The organism is Acrocarpospora phusangensis (assembly GCF_016862995.1).
GTDB lineage: Bacteria > Actinomycetota > Actinomycetes > Streptosporangiales > Streptosporangiaceae > Acrocarpospora > Acrocarpospora phusangensis.
In genome coordinates, this window is the sequence record NZ_BOOA01000052.1 from 1 (window position 1) to 15,713 (window position 15,713).

The window sequence follows — 15,713 nt, forward strand, 5'->3', positions numbered from 1 at the left end:
GGGGGGTGAGCCCGACGTCGTCGATTCCGGCCGAGGCGTCGGTCATCACCGCCTCCGTGGTCAGCGGCACGATCTCCGACACCGCTCCCACGAAAGTCGTCTTTCCAACCCCGAAGCCGCCCGCAACGACGATCTTCGTTGAGGTGAGGCCCCGGCCGGCGCCCGCGGCGCCTGCCCCGGGATCAAAGCCGTCGAAGTCCACTGAGCACCCTTTCCAACAAGCCCAAGTCCGGCTTACCCGCGTCCAGCTGCGGCTGGTGCACGTGCACCAGCCCCTCGGCCGCCATGTCGGCGATGACGATCCGGGCCACCCCGAGCGGCATCCTCAGCATCGCCGAGATCTCCGCCACCGAGCGCACCTGCCGGCACAGCGAACTGATCGCCTGACGCTCCGGGGTCAACGCCGAGAGGTCGATGTGCCCCGCCGTCGCCGAGGAGACCAGCGCCTCCATGGCGAGTTGCATCCGCGGCGCCGTCCGGCCACCGGTTACCGCGTACGGCCGCACCAGCGAGCTGGTTTCCGCCGGGGGCTCGCCTGTCCAGCCGCCTGCCACCGCGTCCTCCTAGTATCGATCAACGGGGATGCGAGGACTGGAGCTCCGCCCGAACCGCCGGCGTGAGCACCTGACCCGCACGCTCGACCAGGAGCGTCATCTGGTAGGCCACCAGGCCCATGTCGCAATCGGCGGCCGCCAGGACGGCCAGACACGAACCATCGCTGATCGACATGATCAGGAGCAGCCCGCGCTGCATCTCGACCACCGTCTGCGTGACCGGTCCACCCTCGAACACCCGGGACGCGCCCTGCGTCAGGCTGATCAGACCGGCGGCCACCGCGGCCAGCTGGTCGGCCCGGTCCTTGGGGAATCCCTCGGAGAACGCCAAGGGCAACCCGTCGGCCGAGACCACCACCGTGTGGGCCACACCTGGGACGTTGTTAACAAAATCTGTGATCAGCCAATTGACGCCGCGAGCGGCCTGGCTCATTTCCCTCATGCCTCATCCTTATCGCTCTCAGGACCGCTGTGGACGGCCCCCGGCCATCCTTGCTCCTCGCTGATGTCACCCCTGGCCACCGCACGGCCTTGGCGTACGCCCTGCTGGAAACTCGACAGGCGGTTACGCACCCGATCGGGGGAGACCCCGGGCATCGGGCCGGGCGGTGCGGCGGGAAGTGCGGCGGACGCGGGGGCGGCGGAGGCCGCCGCGACCGGCGAGGACGGCTTGGTCTCCGCGGAACCGGGGACCAAGTTGGCCTTGGGCACCCGTTTCGGCAGACCGGAAGAGGTCACCCCGCCCAGGGCGGGCTCGGCGGCGGCCTTCGCGGCCTGCCAGCCCGCGTCGGCCGGAGACGACCAGACCCTGCTTTCGGCCTGCCCGCCCTCGGCGTCGCCGTCGGGCTCCTCCGCGCTCGGCGTGGACCGGCGGAACCAGTCCGACTCCACCGCCGCGAAGATCGGCAGGAATTCGTCGATCTCCTCCAGCGGCGAACTGCGGACCACCGGCAGCGGGCCGGTGTTGTCCACGTCCGGCTCGAACGGGCCGCGCGTCGGCCGGCCGGGCCAGCCGTTGGCCTGCTCGCCCGGCGCGCCGCCCGGCCAGGACGGGCCGCCCGGGGTGGACGGCTGTCCGGGCCAGGGCGTGCCGCCCGTGGTCGCGCCGTTGTCGAAGGATCGGGGGGAATTGAAGGACCCGGAGGCGAAGGCGCCGGAGTCGAACGGGTTCTGCCCTGTCGGACCGCCCGCGCGGAAGCCACCGGAGGTGCTGGGATCGAACGGGTTCTGGTTCGGCCCCGTGGCGTTGCCGAAGCCGCCGGAGGTGCTCGGGTCGAACGGGTTCGGGCCGGTCGTGTTGCCCGCGCCGAAGGCGCCCGACTCGAACGGGCTGCGCCCGCCCGGGTCGAACGGGTTGCGGTGCGGACCGGTGTCGAACGGATTCGCCGCCGGCGGTTCGAAGGGGCTGCGCGTACCGAACGGGTTGGTGTTGGGGCCGGTGTCGAAGGGACCGCGCTCCAGCGCCGGCTGGGAGCGGTCGAGACCGCCGCCCTGCTGGTTCCGGTCGAAGTTCTCGAAGCGGCCGCGGCGCCACGGTTCGGGCGCGCCCACGCCGGGGGCGTCCGCGCCGAAGACGGGCGGGCGGTTCATCGTCTCGAACGAGGTCGGGCTGGCCAGCGCGGGCTGCCCGTAGGCGGGCGCGGGCGGCTGGCCGTACTGGGACTGCGGGCCGCCGGGGAGCGCGGCCGGCTGCTGGGGCATGCCGGGGAACGCGGCGGGCTGGGAGAGCAGCGACTCGGGCAGCAGCACCATGGCGGTCAGGCCGCCCATGTCCTGCTGGCGCAACTGCACCCGGATGCCGTGGCGCAGCGCCAGGCGGCCGACCACGAACAGGCCCATGCGGCGGGACACCGACACGTCCACGACGGGCGGGTTGGCCAGCCGCCAGTTGGCGGCGGCGAGCTCCTCGCCGGTCATGCCGATGCCGACATCGCTGACGGAGATCATCAGACCGCCGCCGTCGATCCGGCTGCTGGACACCGCGACCTTGGTCTCCCGCGGGGAGAAGGAGATCGCGTTCTCGACCAGCTCGGCGACCAGGTGCACGACGTCGTTGACCGACTGGCCGAGGACCGCCACGCCCGGCTGGATCTGGATGTTGACCCGCTCGTAGTTCTCGACCTCCGACAGGGAGGCGCGGACCACGTCGACCACGGGGACCGGCTGGCCCCACCGGCGCGCGGGCTCCTGGCCGGCGAGGACCAGGAGGTTCTCACTGTTACGGCGCATGCGGGTGGCCAGGTGGTCCAGCTTGAACAGGTTGCCGAGCCGCTGCTCGTCCTGCTCGCCCTGCTCCAGGCCCTCGATGAGGGACAGCTGCCGTTCCACCAGCGTCTGCGTACGGCGGGACAGGTTGACGAACATCGAGTTGACGTTGCTTCGCAGCTTGGCCTCGTCGCCGGCCAGCCGGACCGCCTCGCGGTGGACCTCGTCGAAGGCCCGGGCCACTTCCCCGATCTCGTCGCTGGTGGTGACCCCGATCGGGAACACCTCGGGGGCCTCCGCGGACTCGCCCGACTCGCGCAGCCGCTGGACGGTGTCCGGCAGCCGGGAACCGGCGATCTCCAGGGCCTCCCGGCGCAGGCGGCGCAGCGGGCGGGTCAGCGAACTCGCGACCAGGGCGGTGATGGCCAGGACCACGGCCAGCAGGACCAGGATCAGGACGCCGGAGATGATGGCGCTGCGCTGCTCGCTGTCCTGCAGGGTCTGGCTGTGCGCGACCACCTTCGCGCCGAGCGCCTTCTCGACCTGGCGGAGCAGGTCGATGTTGGTGGAAAGGTTGGTGTCCCAGGTGGGCACGTCGTTGACCCGGAACGGGTCGAGGTCGCCGACCTGCTGCGTCTCGCGCACCTGGGCGAGCGCGAGGGCGCGCATCGAGTGCGAACGTTCGACCTGCGGTCCGCGCACCGTCTTCTTGTAGAGGGCGGCGATGTCCGGCGAGGCTTCCTTCTGGAAGATCACCAGGTCGGCGTCGTGGTTGCGGCCGGCGGTGAGGAAGTCGGACAGGTCGTCGTAGTCCAGCTTGCCCTTGGCGATGAGGGCGACGATCAGGATGCCGCGGCTTCTGGACAGGTTCTCCTTGGCCCGGCTGAGCGCGCTCAGGGCGAGGCTGTCGCCGAACAGCTGCTCGTCGGCGCCGCTGCGGCCCAGGTCCTCGTGGAGCACGCTGATGTCGGCCATCATGCGGGTGTACATGCCGATGGCGCCTCGCGGCGGCACCTGGCTCTTGATCAGGCCCTCGCGATGGCTCTCCAGGCCCTGGAGCCAGCCGGTGATGCGCTTGGCCTGGTTGAGCACGCGTACGGGCTGGGACTCGTCCAGCGTCTGGAGCGCCTCGATCACCCGGCCGCGGAGGCCGTCGACCTTGCCCTGCTGGTTGAGCACCTGGTTCTTGCGGGCGTTCCGCCAGCCCTCGGCGCTGTACCAGGCCATCAGGTCGCGTTCTCTGGCCAGTTCGTGGTTGAGCTCGTCGAGCTGGACCACGAGTTCGGCGACCTGGGTGAGCCGCCGGTACTCGGCCGACGTGTTGATCGCCGCGGTGAGCTGCACACCGGCGAACAACACGCCGACCACCGTCGGCAGGAGGATCAGCGCGACCAGGCGGGAGCGCACCCGCCAGTTGCCCAGCCGCATAAACGCAGCGCGGGAGCCGGAGGAACCCGGAGCGCTCGACTCCGGTCCGTTCCTCGTCGCTCGGCCACCTCGCGGGTCGTGCGTTGTCACTGGCTTCTAAACCTCTCGCCTGTCACGCGTGTGCCTTCTGTGGCATCAGAAATTGGAACACACCATTACCAGATCGGCGAATCACACATGATGCACCAATTCGGACGTACGGCATGTTATTACTTGGCGGCGACCTTCTCGATGACATCTGCGGCAACGCGCAGCCCGTCCCGGCGGCGGATCTCGGCCCCGGCCACGGCCAGTCGCTCGCGCAGCTCGGTGTCGCCGAGCAGCCGGTCGAGCGCCGCGTACAGTTCCTCGTCGGTGAACTTGTAGGTGTCCAGCCGGACGCCGTAGCCGGTCTCGTGCACCCGCTGGGCGTTGTCGTACTGGTCCCAGAACAGCGGCAGCACGATCATGGGCTTGCCGAAGTGCAGCGCCTCGGTGGTGGTGTTGTTGCCGCCGTGCGTGATGACCAGGTCCACCAACGGGATGATCTTAGTCTGCGGGACGAACTCCGCACCCCACATGTTGGGTGCCAATTCGATCTCCTCGTGCAGCGGGCCCTTGGAGACGATGTACTTGTGCGGCGTACGGCCCAGCGCGTCGATCACCCGCCGCATCAGCTCCACGTCGGCGGAGCCGAGCGACCCGAGCGAGAAGTAGATCAGCGCCTCGTCCCCGCGCTCGAAGGGAAGCGTGAACGCCTCGTCGGTCTCGCGGACCGAGGAGTCCAGCCGCGTCCACGACGGGCCCAGCGGGCGCTCGGCGGTGTAGTCGATGATCTCGGGGAAGACGTACAGGTTGGCGTCGCCCTCGTGGATGAAGTCCAGATCCGGCAGCGGCGGGGCGCCCTGCTCGACCACCCAGGTGTTGAAGGCGGTCCAGATCTCCCGGTGGGTGCGGTCGTACTCGGCGCGGAACTCGTCCCAGCCGGTGCCGTCCGCGGGCAGGCCGGAGAAGACCGGGGCCACGCCGTCGCCGCGTACCTCCAGCGGGTTGCAGGACATGATCCGGACGAACGGCACGCCCGCGGTCACCAGCGCCGGGAAGGCGATGACGTTGTCCTCGACGATGACGTCCGGCCTGACCCTGGCGATGATGTCCTTCAGCTGGGGCTCGCAGTACTTGGCGCCGTCGATCAGGGCGTCCCAGATCGGCTTGGTGACCGTCTCCAGCTGCACCTGGGTGGACTTGCGGTACTCCGGCGCGGTGTCCCGGATGAAGTCCTTCCAGAACTGGCCGGCGTCCTGCTCCTCGGCGTCGGCGGCGGGCTCGGCCAGGTCGACCAGGTCCTCCTCGAAGCCGAGCGCGACCAGCTTGCCCTTCCAGGACGCCTCCGCGGCGAAGACCACCCGGTGCCCGCGGCGGCGCAGCACGTCGCCGATGCCGATGCAGTTGTTGGTCGGCCCGTAGGCGCTCTCCGGCATGAAGAGCACCGTCAGCGGCTGCTCAACCATTTCGTCTGTCTCCCGATCAAGAAAATCAATGTCCGGCTGGGGACGGTGCGGCGGCGGGCGCCGTGGCGCCCGCCGCCGCACCCACGCGTTACTGGGCCGCCTGGATCTCGGAGGACAGGCGGGTGTACTTCACCGAGTCCTGGCCGAGGTCGATGATCGACTCACCCTGCAGCAGCTCGGCCGGCGTCATGGTGAGCGCCGGGTAGGTCTTCATCAGCGAGGGGTCGACCTGGTCCATCGCGGCCTTGTTGGGGACCTTGTAGAGGATGTTCGCGGCCACCCAGCCGTGGACCTTCGGGTCGAGGATGTAGTTGATGAAGGCGTGCGCCGCCTCCTTGTTCTTGGAGGACTTCATGATGACCATGGTGTCCGCCCAGAGGTCGCTGCCCTCGGACGGGATCTTGAACTTGATCTTCGGGTCATCCGTCGGGCACCAGCCGTCCCAGGCCACGGCCATGGCCGCCTGGCCGGCCTTCAGCTTGTCGCCGAAGGTGACGTCGTCGAAGGCGAGCATGGTCGACTTGGCCTTGAGGAGGAGGTCCTTGGCGGCGGCCAGGTCGGCGTCGGCGCTGGTGTTGATGGACTTCTTGAGCGCCTTCAGCGCGGGCAGCGCGAGCCAGCGCTCGGTGGTCATCATGAGGACCTTGCCGCGGGCCTTGCCCGTCGGAGCGAGGATGTCGTTCCAGCTGGTCGGCTCGGCGTCCACCATGTCGGTGCGGTAGCAGATGCCCGTGGTGCCCCAGGTGTAGGGCACCGAGAACGCGTTGCCCTTGTCGTAGGACAGGTTGGCGGCCTCGGGGTAGAGGTTGGCCAGGTTCGGGATCAGCTCGGGGTGGAGGGGCTCGAGCAGACCGGCCTCGTTGAGGGCCTGCGCGTACTGACCGGAGACGAACACCAGGTCGAAGTTGGTGGCGCCCGCGGTGAGCTTGGCCATGATCTCTTCGTTGGTGGCGTGCGGGGCGATCTTCAGGTCGAACTTCAGGTTCTCCTTGACCCGCTGCGGCAGGTCCGGCGGGCTGTAGCCCTCCCAGATCGACATGGAGAGGCTCTGCTTGCTGAGATCGGCGTTGGGGTCGAGCTGAACCGTCGTGGCGCTCGGCGCCGCGGCCGCGGTGGAGTCAGGCGAGGTGCTCGATCCACCACACGCGGCCAGCGCGAGGACAAGTCCGGCAGCGGTGAAAGCAGCCGGAAGATGACGGGTGTACCGGATACGGGACACGACCGCTACTCCTTCATAGGTGCGTAGATGCCTGCGAGCAGCAGACCAAAGAGGGAGTGTTGCAGCCCGTATCAAGATAGATCAAGACTTTTCGGGACATTGTTAGCTGGACGTTCACCATCTGATTTGAATCCGGATTCAGTTCACATCTGGGTCCAGTTTGCAAACTCGGACAAATAGCCACAAATCACCATTTATCGATCTATATCCAGGCAAAGCGAAGGGCCATGTGCCGGGTCCGGCACATGGCCCGCGGCGACCCTGTTCCGCCTAGTACGGTCTCCCGTACGCCGACCGCACCGTCAGCACGTACTCCACCAGGGTGATCAGCGTCGACTTGACCGCCTCCCGGGAGCGCGCGTCGGTACGGATGACCGGAATGGTGGCGGCGAGCGACAGAGCCTCCCGCACCTCCTCCTCGGCGTGCAGGAACTGCCCGTCCCACCCGTTCATGGCCACCACGAAGGGCAGCTGCGCCTCTTCGAAGTAGTCGATGGCCGGGAAGCTGTCGGCCAGGCGGCGGCTGTCCACCAGCACCACCGCGCCGATGGCGCCCCGCACCAGGTCATCCCACATGAACCAGAAACGGTGCTGACCGGGCGTGCCGAACAGGTAGAGGATCAGATCCTGGTCGAGGGAGAGCCGGCCGAAGTCCATGGCCACCGTGGTGGTGGTCTTGTTCGGCGTCAGCCCGAGGTCGTCGATGCCGGCACTGGCATCGGTCATCACCGCTTCGGTCGTCAGCGGAAGGATCTCCGAGACGGCACCGACGAAGGTCGTCTTGCCCACGCCGAACCCGCCCGCCACGACGATCTTCGTCGAGGTCAGGCCGCGACTAGAGCCTGCGAAGTCCACTGAGCACCCTTTCGAGCAAATTGTGGTCTGGTTGTCCCTGGTTGAGCTGCGGCATGTGCAGGCGGACCAGACCCTCGTCGGCCAGGTCGGCGATCAGCACCCGCGCCACGCCGAGGGGGACCCGGAGCAGCGCGGAGATCTCCGCGACCGAACGCACGGAACGGCAGAGCGTCATGATCGCTTCCTGCTCGGGGGAGAGCATCGAGTAGTCATCGCTCATGAACGTCACTGTGGAGACCAACGTCTCCATCGCCAGATGGTAACGCGGTTCCGCACGTCCTCCGGTGACAGCGTAAGGACGGAAGAGCGGCTCGTCCTCGGTCCCGTCAGGCCCACGCATCACCGGACATCACCGACGCGTGGTCTGCAACTCGGCGCGCAACGCCGGTGTGAGCGTCTGACCTGCGCGCTCGACCAGCAGCGTCATCTGGTACGCCACCAGCCCCATGTCGCAGTCGGGCGCCGCCAGCACGGTGAGACAGGAGCCGTCGCTGATGGCCATCACCAGCACCAGACCGCGCTGCATCTCCACCACGGTCTGGGTGACCGCGCCGCCCTCGAACACCCGGGAGGCTCCCGACGTCAGGCTGAGCAGCCCGGCGGCCACCGCGGCCAGCTGGTCGGCCCGGTCTGGCGGGAAGCCGTCCGAGTTCGCCAGGCGCAGGCCGTCTGCGGAGACCACCACGGCGTGCGCGACCCCGGGGGTGCTGCCCACGAACTCGGTGATCAGCCAGTCGAACTTGCGCGCCTCGGCGCTCAGCTCTGTCACGAGCCCTCCTCGTCGTTAACCGGCCCCTCGGCCGGTTCCCCGGCGGCCTCCGCACGGCCCCGCCGTACGCCCCGCTGGAAGCTGGAGAAACGATCCCGCACCGCCTCCGGGGAGACCGGCCCGGCCGCGGCGGGCGGGAAGCTCGCGGAGCTCACCGAGCCCGGCACCAGGTTCGCCCGGGGCGTACGCCGGGGCAGGCCCGCCGACGTCACCCCGCCGGCGGCCGGCTCGCTGGCCGCGGCGGCCGCCTGGAAGCCGGTGTCCGCGCTGGACCGCCAGGCGCTCTGCGGCGGCACCGCCGGCGACTGCGGCGGACTCTGCTGCGGCGGCACTGACTGCGGCCCGGTCTGCGACGCGCTCTGTGGCCAGTTGTGCGGCCCGGTCTGTGACCCTGTCGGTGGCATCGGCTGTGGCATCGGCTGTGGCCCGGTCTGGGATCCGAACTGGGGTGGTCCTGCCTGCGGCGGCACGGCAGGCAGGGTGTCGGGGCGGCGGAACCAGGCCGACTCCACCGACGCGAAGATCGGCAGGAACTCGTCGCCGCGTTCCAACGGCTGCTCGGGCACCCGCGGCAACGGCTGCGACTCGTACGAGGGCGCCCCCAGCACCGGGAACGCTCCCGAGTGCTCGGTGAACGCGGGGAACACGGCGGTGGACTCCCCCGCGGGCTCCGGACGGCCCTGCCACTCCTGACGTTCCTGGCGTTCCTGACGTTCCTGCCGGGGCGGCGCCCCGAACGCGGACCACCCGTTGTTGGAGGAGGGGGCCGGCTCGCGGGGCGCGGCGGGCTTGCGCACCGGCAGGCCGCTGGTGGTCGACGAGGGCATCGCGGGGAAGGAACCCGAGGACTCGATCGCGGCGGGCGGCTGCCAGGCGGGCATCTCGCCGAAGCCGGAGCTGACGGGCTTGGCGTCCGGGTTGCTGATCAGTTCGGCCGGGAAGAGCACCATCGCGATCAGGCCGCTCACGTCGCCAGGCCGTAACTGCACCCGGATGCCGTGGCGCTGCGCCAGCCGGCCGACGACGAACAGGCCCATGCGCCGGGACACCGACACGTCCACGGTGGGCGGCTCGGCCAGCCGCCGGTTGATCTCCATGATCTCTTCCGGGGTCAGCCCGATGCCGGTGTCGCTCACCGCGAGCAGGACCGCGCCGCCCTCTATCGGGCTGCTGGAGACGATCACCTTGGTGTCCCGGGGCGAGAACACGACGGCGTTCTCCACCAGTTCGGCCACCAGGTGCACGACATCGTTCGCCGCGTGCCCGGCCACGGCCGCGGAACGGTGCACCCGTACGGTGACCCGCTCGTAGCCCTCCACCTCGGACAGGGACGCCCGGACCACGTCCACCAGGCGGGCCGGCTGGCTGCGCTTGCGGGCCGGCTCGTGCCCGGCCAGGACCAGCAGGTTCTCACTGTTGCGGCGCATGCGGGTGGCCAGGTGGTCCAGCTTGAACAGGTCGGCCAGGCGGGTGCCGTCCTGCTCGCCGCGCTCCAGGCCGTCGATGAGCGAGATCTGCCGCTCCACCAGCGTCTGCGTACGCCGGGAGAGGTTCACGAACATCGCGTTGACGTTGTTACGCAGCTGCGACTCCTCGGCCGCCAGCCGGACCGCCTGCTGGTGCACCTCGTCGAAGGCCTGCGCCACCTCGCCGATCTCGTCGGCGCTGTCGACGGTGACCGACTCGGTCTCCGGCGCCTGCTGGGCCTCGTTGGACTCGCGCATGCGCCGGACCACCTCGGGCAGCCGGATGCCGGCGATGTCCAGGGCCTCGGCGCGCAGCCGGCGCAGCGGGCGGACCATGGAGCGGGCGATCAGCACGGTGGTGGCCAGCACCAGCAGGATCAGGGCGAGGATGAGGCCGCCGGCCAGCAGCGCGGAGCGCAGCTCCGCGGACTGGAGCGCCTCGGCGCGGTTCAGCACCGCGCGGTCGACCTGCTGCTCGACGGGGTCGAGCGCCTCCAGGGCGGCGGTGTTGTCCTTGAACCACTCCTGCGCGGTGATGACCCGGCCGGGGATCGGCCGCAGCGCGTGGTTGCGGGAGCCGAGCGCGACCGCCCACGCCTTGGTCATCTCCACGTCCCGGGCCGCGGGCACGCCGCGGGCGTTGTGGAACGCGGTGAACGCGGCGGTGTCGGCCTCGGCGTTGAACGCGGTCGAGTAGGTGGTCTGCCGCGACCAGGAGCCGAGGAAGCGCTGCAGGTCGTCCGGGGTGAACGCCTGGCGGGGTTCGAGCAGTTCGGTGATGAGCACCGCGCGCTGCTGGGAGGCCTCGTCCTTGGCGTGGGCCAGCGCGCTGAGCGCGCGGGAGGCGGAGACCACCCGCGGGTCGTCGCTGATCTCACCGAGGGAGTCGTGCAGGCGCAGGATGGTGGCGATGGCCTGGCCGTAGTCGAAGAAGATCGAGGTGGCCGCGTCCTTGTCGCGTTCCGCCGCGTGGCTGTCGGTGATGACCTCCAGGCGGCTGAGCGTCTGGGTGGCCTCCTCGGCGGCGCGCTCGCCGTACGACTCGTCGATCAGCCTGACGTCGGCGATCGAGGCGGCCAGGAGCCGGTCCACGACGGCCTTCTGCTGGTTGAGGTCGTACTCCTGCTGCTGCAGGATGCGGCCCGGGTCGCGGAGCGAGGAGCGCACCCCGGCCAGGCCGGCCAGCCAGGCCGTACGGTCCCGCTCGTTGCCGAGTTGCTCGCTCAGGTCGCGCAGCCGCCCGGCGTACTCGGCCGCGGCCAGGGTGCGCTCGTTGGCGGCGATGCTGTCGATCGAATCCGTGACCCGGATGCCGGCCAGGATCACCGCGATCAGGGTGGGCGCGAGGATCAAGGCGGTCAGCCGGGTTGGCACGCGCCAGTTTCGCAAGGCGAAACGATTGGTGCGTTCCCGATCCCCCGTCGGTCTTTCCGTACTCACCGGCCCCCGCAAACATGAAGTGCCATTGCTACTCAAGCGCGGACAATTCGACCACAAGGTCACGATGGTAAGAGGGTTTACCGATACAAGGGACGCAATCGTTACCAAGTGGTAAGAGGAATGATCCCAAAGGACAGGCCGGACAGAAGATCACTGAAGGTCACCTAAGTGCGATAAGCACTTGTTCCCGCACTTGGAGGCGCTGCTGCTCGTCCAGGATCGGGCGGCCGGCGCGATCCACCACGTAGAAGACGTCGACCGCCTCCGCGCCCAGCGTCTCCACCCGGGCCGCGCGCACGTCCAGGCCGCAGTCGCCGAACGCGCGGCCGATCTTCCACAGCAGGCCGGGCCGGTCGTGGGCGCGCACCTCGACCACGGTGGCCGTGCTGGACGCGTCGTCCACCAGCGTGACGCGCGGCGGCGCCACCGGCACGCGCGGCGGGCGCAGCGAGCGGGTCCTGCGGGCCAGCCGCTGCTCGATGTCCAGGCGGCCGGCCAGCACCAGGCGCAGGTCCGCCTCCAGGGTGGCCGGGTCGGGGGGCGAGCCGTACTCGGGGACGACGGCGAACTCGATCACGGCGGTGGAGCCGGCCGACGCGGCGGAGGCCGAGCGCACCACCATCCGGTGCGCGGCCAGCACCCCGGCCGCCCGCCAGAGCAGCCCCGGACGGTCCGGCGCGACGACGGTCACCGCGCCGCCGTTCACCCGGATCGCGCCGCCGCCGTGCCGGGCCAGCGACGCCTGCTCGGGCGACAGGCTCGGCGCGGGCGCCGGGACGCTGCCGGACAGCGCCGACCTGACCCGGCGCACCAGGTCGGAGACCAGGGACGCCTTCCAGCTGTTCCAGGCGGCCGGCCCGGTGGCCTGGCCGTCGGCCACCGCCAGCGCGGCCAGCAGCTCCAGCACCTCGCGGCTGCCCACCGCCTCGGCCACCCGGGAGATCGTCACCGGGTCGTCCAGGTCGCGGCGGGTCGCGGTCTCCGGCAGCAGCAGGTGGTGGCGGACCATGGTGGCCAGCACGTCCACATCGGCCGGGGGCAGGCCCATCCGGGCGGCGATGTCGCGGACCACCACCTCGCCGGTGGTGGAGTGGTCGCCCGGCCAGCCCTTGCCGATGTCGTGCAGGAGCGCGCCGATCAGCAGCAGGTCGGGGCGGGACACCTCGCGGGTGAACGCGGCGGCGCCGGCGGCCGTCTCGATCAGGTGCCGGTCCACCGTGTAGGTGTGGATGGGGTTCCGCTGCGGGCGGTGCCGTACCCGCTCCCAGTCCGGGATCAGCCGGACCAGCACTCCGGCTTGGTCCAGTTCCTCCCACACCGGTACGGCGGCACGCCCCGCGCCGAGCAGCCCCACCAGCGCGTCCCTGGCCTCGTCCGGCCAGGGCACCGGCAACGGGGGCGACTGCGCGGCCAGCATGCTCACGGTGGCCGGGGCCAGCGGCAGCCCGGCCTCGGCGGCGGCCGCGGCGGCGCGCAGCACCAGCACCGGGTCGTTGCGCGGGCTGACCCCGCGGGCCAGCACCACCTCCCCGCCGTGCTCCACCACACCGTCGGCGAGCGGGCGGCGACCCCGCGGCGCGGGCCCGGACAGCAGCCGGTCCACGGTCCGCCAGGTGGCGTCGAAGGAGTGCGCGATCGTGCGCCCGGCCTCGGCCAGGCGGCGCATCAGCGCCTCCGCGTCCAGCATGCCCAGCGTGCCGGCCACCGCGTCCTGCTCCTGGAGCACCAGCCGGTCGGTGCCGCGCGCGGTGACCAGGTGCAGTCCGTGCCGGATGTCCAGCAGCAGCTCGTACGCCTCCCGCACCCGCGGCCCCGGGGCGGACGCCACCCAGGCGGCGGCCACGGCCTGCATCGCCTGCACGTCACGGATGCCGCCGCGCGCGTCCTTCAGGTCGGGTTCGAGCAGGAAGGCCAGTTCCCCGCCGGCGTCGGCCCGTTTGTCCGCGGCCTCCCGCAGCTCGCCGAGGCGCCGCCGCGAGTCGGCGCGCCACTCCACCAGCACGGCCTCGCGGGCCGCCCGGGTGAGCTCGGGGTCGCCGCTGATGTGCCGGGCCTGGATCAGGCCGAGCACGGCCTTCAGATCCTCCCTGGCGACCTTCGCGGCCTCGTCCACGGTACGGACGGAATGGTCCAGGCCGATCCCGGAATCCCAGATGGGATACCAGATCCGGTCGGCGATCTGGGCGACGTCGTCCCGGCCGTTGTGCAGCAATACCAGGTCCAGGTCGCTGCCGGGCGCGAGTTCCCCCCGGCCCAGGCTGCCGACGGCGACGAGCGCGACCCCGCTCCCTGCGGTGGCGCGCTCGCCGCCTCTCTCGATCTCGGGGAGCCCGCTCTTCCCGTTCCGCTGGCTGATGGCCGTACGGAACAGATCGGTGAGCCAGCGGTCGATGTCCGCGGCCCGCTCCTTGCGGGCCGCGGCGAACGAGCGAGCTTCCCCTCTCATCATTCGGTTACAGCGCCTCCGGCCCGCGTTCACCGGTGCGGACGCGGATGACCGTGTCCACCGGCACGGACCAGACCTTGCCGTCGCCGATCTTGCCGGTCTGGGCGGCCTTGACGATGACGTCGATGACGTCCTCGGCGTCGTCCTCCTCGGTCAGCACCTCGACGCGTACCTTGGGCACCAGGTCCACCTGGTACTCGGCGCCGCGGTAGACCTCGGTGTGGCCCTTCTGGCGGCCGTAGCCGCTGGCCTCGCTCACGGTGAGGCCCTTGATGCCGAACTGCTCCAGCGCCGCCTTCACGTCGTCGAGCTTGAACGGCTTGATCACTGCGGTGATGAGTCTCATGCGTCCACCTTCTTGGCCTCAGCCGGGACAGCCGGCCCGTTCGGCGAGGTTACGCCCGAGGAGTGGATGGTGCCGAGGTCGTAGCCGGTCTCGGCGTGGGTGGTGATGTCGATGCCCGTGACCTCGTCCTCCTGCGCGATCCGGAAGCCCATCGTCTTGTCGATGATCTTGCCGATGATGAACGTCGCGATGAAGGAGTATCCGCCGACCGCGACCGGGCCGAGGACCTGCAGGCCCAGCTGACCGAGGTCGCCGCCGAAGAAGAGGCCCTTGGACTGCTGCGGGAGGAAGGGGAACTCGGCGATGAAGCCGAGCGAGACGGCGCCGATGACACCGCCGACGAGGTGCACGCCGACCACGTCGAGGGAGTCGTCGTAGCCGAAGCGGTACTTGAGGCCGACCGCGTACGCGCAGACCGCGCCGGCGACGACGCCGAGGGCCAGCGCCATCAGCGGGTTGACGAAACCGGCGGCGGGGGTGATCGCCACCAGACCGGCCACGGCGCCGGAGGCGACACCGAGGGTGGTGGCGTGGCCGTCGCGGAACTTCTCCACCACGATCCAGGCGCCGGCCGCGACGGCGGCGGCGATCTGGGTGTTGATGAAGGCGAGGCCGGTGGTGCCGTCCACCGCCAGTTCCGAACCGGCGTTGAAGCCGAACCAGCCGAACCACAGGAGGCCGACGCCGAGCAGGACCAGTGTCAGGTTGTGGGGGCGCATCGGCTCCTTGCGCCAGCCGGCGCGCTTGCCGAGCACGATGGCCAGCGCCAGGGCCGCGGCACCGGCGTTGATGTGCACGACCGTGCCGCCGGCGAAGTCCTCGATGCCCATGTTGAACAGCCAGCCGCCGCCCCAGACCCAGTGCGCGACCGGGAAGTAGACGACGGTCGCCCACACGACGCTGAACAGCACCCACGCGCCGAACTTGGCGCGGTCGGCGATGGCGCCGCTGATCAGGGCCACCGTGATGATGGCGAAGGTCAGCTGGAAGGCGGAGAAGACGATGTTGGGGATGTTGTCGGAGGTGCTGTCCGGGAGCAGACCCGCGGAGAAGGTGTCCACCACGCCGTTCAGGCCGACGGCGTCGAGCCCACCGACGATCTTATTGACGAAGCCGGACCCGTCACCGACCGCGTCGAAGGCGAGGGAATGACCGTAGATGACCCAAGTGATGGTTACCGTGATGATGCTGACGAACGACATCATCATCATGTTCAGGACGCTCTTCGCCCTGGTCATGCCCCCGTAGAAGAACGCGAGACCTGGCGTCATGAGCAGCACGATGGCCGTGCTGATCAGCATCCAGGATGTGGAGCCGGTATCGATTTCCATCGACGCGGCCCTCCCTTCCATTGGCGTGTGGCCGGTTTTTCACGTGCGCAGTGGGCTGCACCCAGGCTTCATCGACCGGCTGGCGCACTGACGTATTCGGACGAAGCAGCCTCTACCGCCTGCGTGTCGCCGACGGCTCGGGTTCTCTTCCGTGGGCGCCAGCG

Annotated in this window: 13 protein-coding genes and 1 pseudogene; 1 reads left to right on the plus strand and 13 read right to left on the minus strand. The window is 70.2% G+C overall.

What is annotated here, in order from left to right; all coding sequences use genetic code 11:
- The 13 genes and pseudogenes from Aph01nite_RS27415 to Aph01nite_RS27475 form a co-directional block, all read right to left on the minus strand.
- Window positions 1-202, minus strand: a pseudogene (locus Aph01nite_RS27415) (ATP/GTP-binding protein); the annotation flags it as partial.
- Window positions 183-554 carry a DUF742 domain-containing protein gene (locus tag Aph01nite_RS27420; RefSeq protein WP_204043887.1) on the minus strand — a complete coding sequence of 124 codons (372 nt, stop codon included), beginning with the start codon at window positions 552-554 and terminating at the stop codon, window positions 183-185. The gene Aph01nite_RS27420 and the pseudogene Aph01nite_RS27415, both read right to left, overlap by 20 nt.
- A 19-nt stretch (window positions 555-573) precedes the next feature.
- Window positions 574-996 (minus strand): roadblock/LC7 domain-containing protein, encoded by a 423-nt coding sequence (locus Aph01nite_RS27425; RefSeq protein ID WP_250213403.1) that lies wholly within the window; start codon window positions 994-996, stop codon window positions 574-576.
- On the minus strand, window positions 993-4,187 hold the full coding sequence (locus Aph01nite_RS27430) for a sensor histidine kinase (protein ID WP_204043888.1): 3,195 nt from the start codon (window positions 4,185-4,187) through the stop codon (window positions 993-995). The genes Aph01nite_RS27425 and Aph01nite_RS27430 overlap by 4 nt, the downstream gene beginning before the upstream one ends.
- Before the next feature lie 209 nt (window positions 4,188-4,396).
- The gene (locus Aph01nite_RS27435; protein ID WP_204043889.1) at window positions 4,397-5,677 is read right to left on the minus strand and encodes a glycosyltransferase; all 1,281 of its coding nucleotides are present in this window, start codon (window positions 5,675-5,677) and stop codon (window positions 4,397-4,399) included.
- 88 nt (window positions 5,678-5,765) lie between these two features.
- The gene (locus Aph01nite_RS27440) at window positions 5,766-6,896 is read right to left on the minus strand and encodes a polyamine ABC transporter substrate-binding protein (RefSeq protein WP_204043890.1); all 1,131 of its coding nucleotides are present in this window, start codon (window positions 6,894-6,896) and stop codon (window positions 5,766-5,768) included.
- Between the two features lie 270 nt (window positions 6,897-7,166).
- On the minus strand, window positions 7,167-7,751 hold the full coding sequence (locus tag Aph01nite_RS27445) for a GTP-binding protein (protein ID WP_239162012.1): 585 nt from the start codon (window positions 7,749-7,751) through the stop codon (window positions 7,167-7,169).
- Entirely contained in the window at window positions 7,732-8,091 is a 360-nt protein-coding gene (locus Aph01nite_RS27450; protein WP_204043891.1) for a DUF742 domain-containing protein, read from the minus strand. Before Aph01nite_RS27450 ends, Aph01nite_RS27445 begins: the two co-directional genes overlap by 20 nt.
- Before the next feature lie 9 nt (window positions 8,092-8,100).
- Window positions 8,101-8,520, minus strand: coding sequence for a roadblock/LC7 domain-containing protein (locus Aph01nite_RS27455; RefSeq protein ID WP_275419302.1), 420 nt, complete (start codon window positions 8,518-8,520; stop codon window positions 8,101-8,103).
- The gene (locus Aph01nite_RS27460) at window positions 8,517-11,375 is read right to left on the minus strand and encodes a sensor histidine kinase (RefSeq protein ID WP_204043892.1); all 2,859 of its coding nucleotides are present in this window, start codon (window positions 11,373-11,375) and stop codon (window positions 8,517-8,519) included. Before Aph01nite_RS27460 ends, Aph01nite_RS27455 begins: the two co-directional genes overlap by 4 nt.
- A gap of 211 nt (window positions 11,376-11,586) precedes the next feature.
- Window positions 11,587-13,872, minus strand: a complete 2,286-nt coding sequence (locus Aph01nite_RS27465) for a [protein-PII] uridylyltransferase (protein WP_204043893.1) — start codon at window positions 13,870-13,872, stop codon at window positions 11,587-11,589.
- A gap of 7 nt (window positions 13,873-13,879) precedes the next feature.
- Window positions 13,880-14,218, minus strand: a complete 339-nt coding sequence (locus tag Aph01nite_RS27470) for a P-II family nitrogen regulator (RefSeq protein WP_204043894.1) — start codon at window positions 14,216-14,218, stop codon at window positions 13,880-13,882.
- Entirely contained in the window at window positions 14,215-15,549 is a 1,335-nt protein-coding gene (locus tag Aph01nite_RS27475) for an ammonium transporter (RefSeq protein WP_204043895.1), read from the minus strand. Before Aph01nite_RS27475 ends, Aph01nite_RS27470 begins: the two co-directional genes overlap by 4 nt.
- Here Aph01nite_RS27475 and Aph01nite_RS27480 point away from each other — a divergent pair.
- Window positions 15,500-15,640, plus strand: a complete 141-nt coding sequence (locus Aph01nite_RS27480) for a hypothetical protein (protein WP_204043942.1) — start codon at window positions 15,500-15,502, stop codon at window positions 15,638-15,640. The genes Aph01nite_RS27475 and Aph01nite_RS27480 overlap by 50 nt on opposite strands.
- Window positions 15,641-15,713 lie beyond the last annotated feature (73 nt).

What these genes read in the sequence shown, in the direction of transcription:
- Aph01nite_RS27435 (WP_204043889.1), bottom strand. Translation starts at nt 5,677, where the DNA reads ATGGTTGAGCAGCCGCTGACGGTGCTCTTCATGCCGGAGAGCGCCTAC.
- Aph01nite_RS27465 (WP_204043893.1), bottom strand. Translation starts at nt 13,872, where the DNA reads ATGAGAGGGGAAGCTCGCTCGTTCGCCGCGGCCCGCAAGGAGCGGGCC.
- Aph01nite_RS27430 (WP_204043888.1), bottom strand. Translation starts at nt 4,187, where the DNA reads ATGCGGCTGGGCAACTGGCGGGTGCGCTCCCGCCTGGTCGCGCTGATC.
- Aph01nite_RS27475 (WP_204043895.1), bottom strand. Translation starts at nt 15,549, where the DNA reads ATGGAAATCGATACCGGCTCCACATCCTGGATGCTGATCAGCACGGCC.
- Aph01nite_RS27480 (WP_204043942.1), top strand. Translation starts at nt 15,500, where the DNA reads ATGGCCGTGCTGATCAGCATCCAGGATGTGGAGCCGGTATCGATTTCC.
- Aph01nite_RS27450 (WP_204043891.1), bottom strand. Translation starts at nt 8,091, where the DNA reads ATGCGTGGGCCTGACGGGACCGAGGACGAGCCGCTCTTCCGTCCTTAC.
- Aph01nite_RS27470 (WP_204043894.1), bottom strand. Translation starts at nt 14,218, where the DNA reads ATGAGACTCATCACCGCAGTGATCAAGCCGTTCAAGCTCGACGACGTG.
- Aph01nite_RS27425 (WP_250213403.1), bottom strand. Translation starts at nt 996, where the DNA reads ATGAGGGAAATGAGCCAGGCCGCTCGCGGCGTCAATTGGCTGATCACA.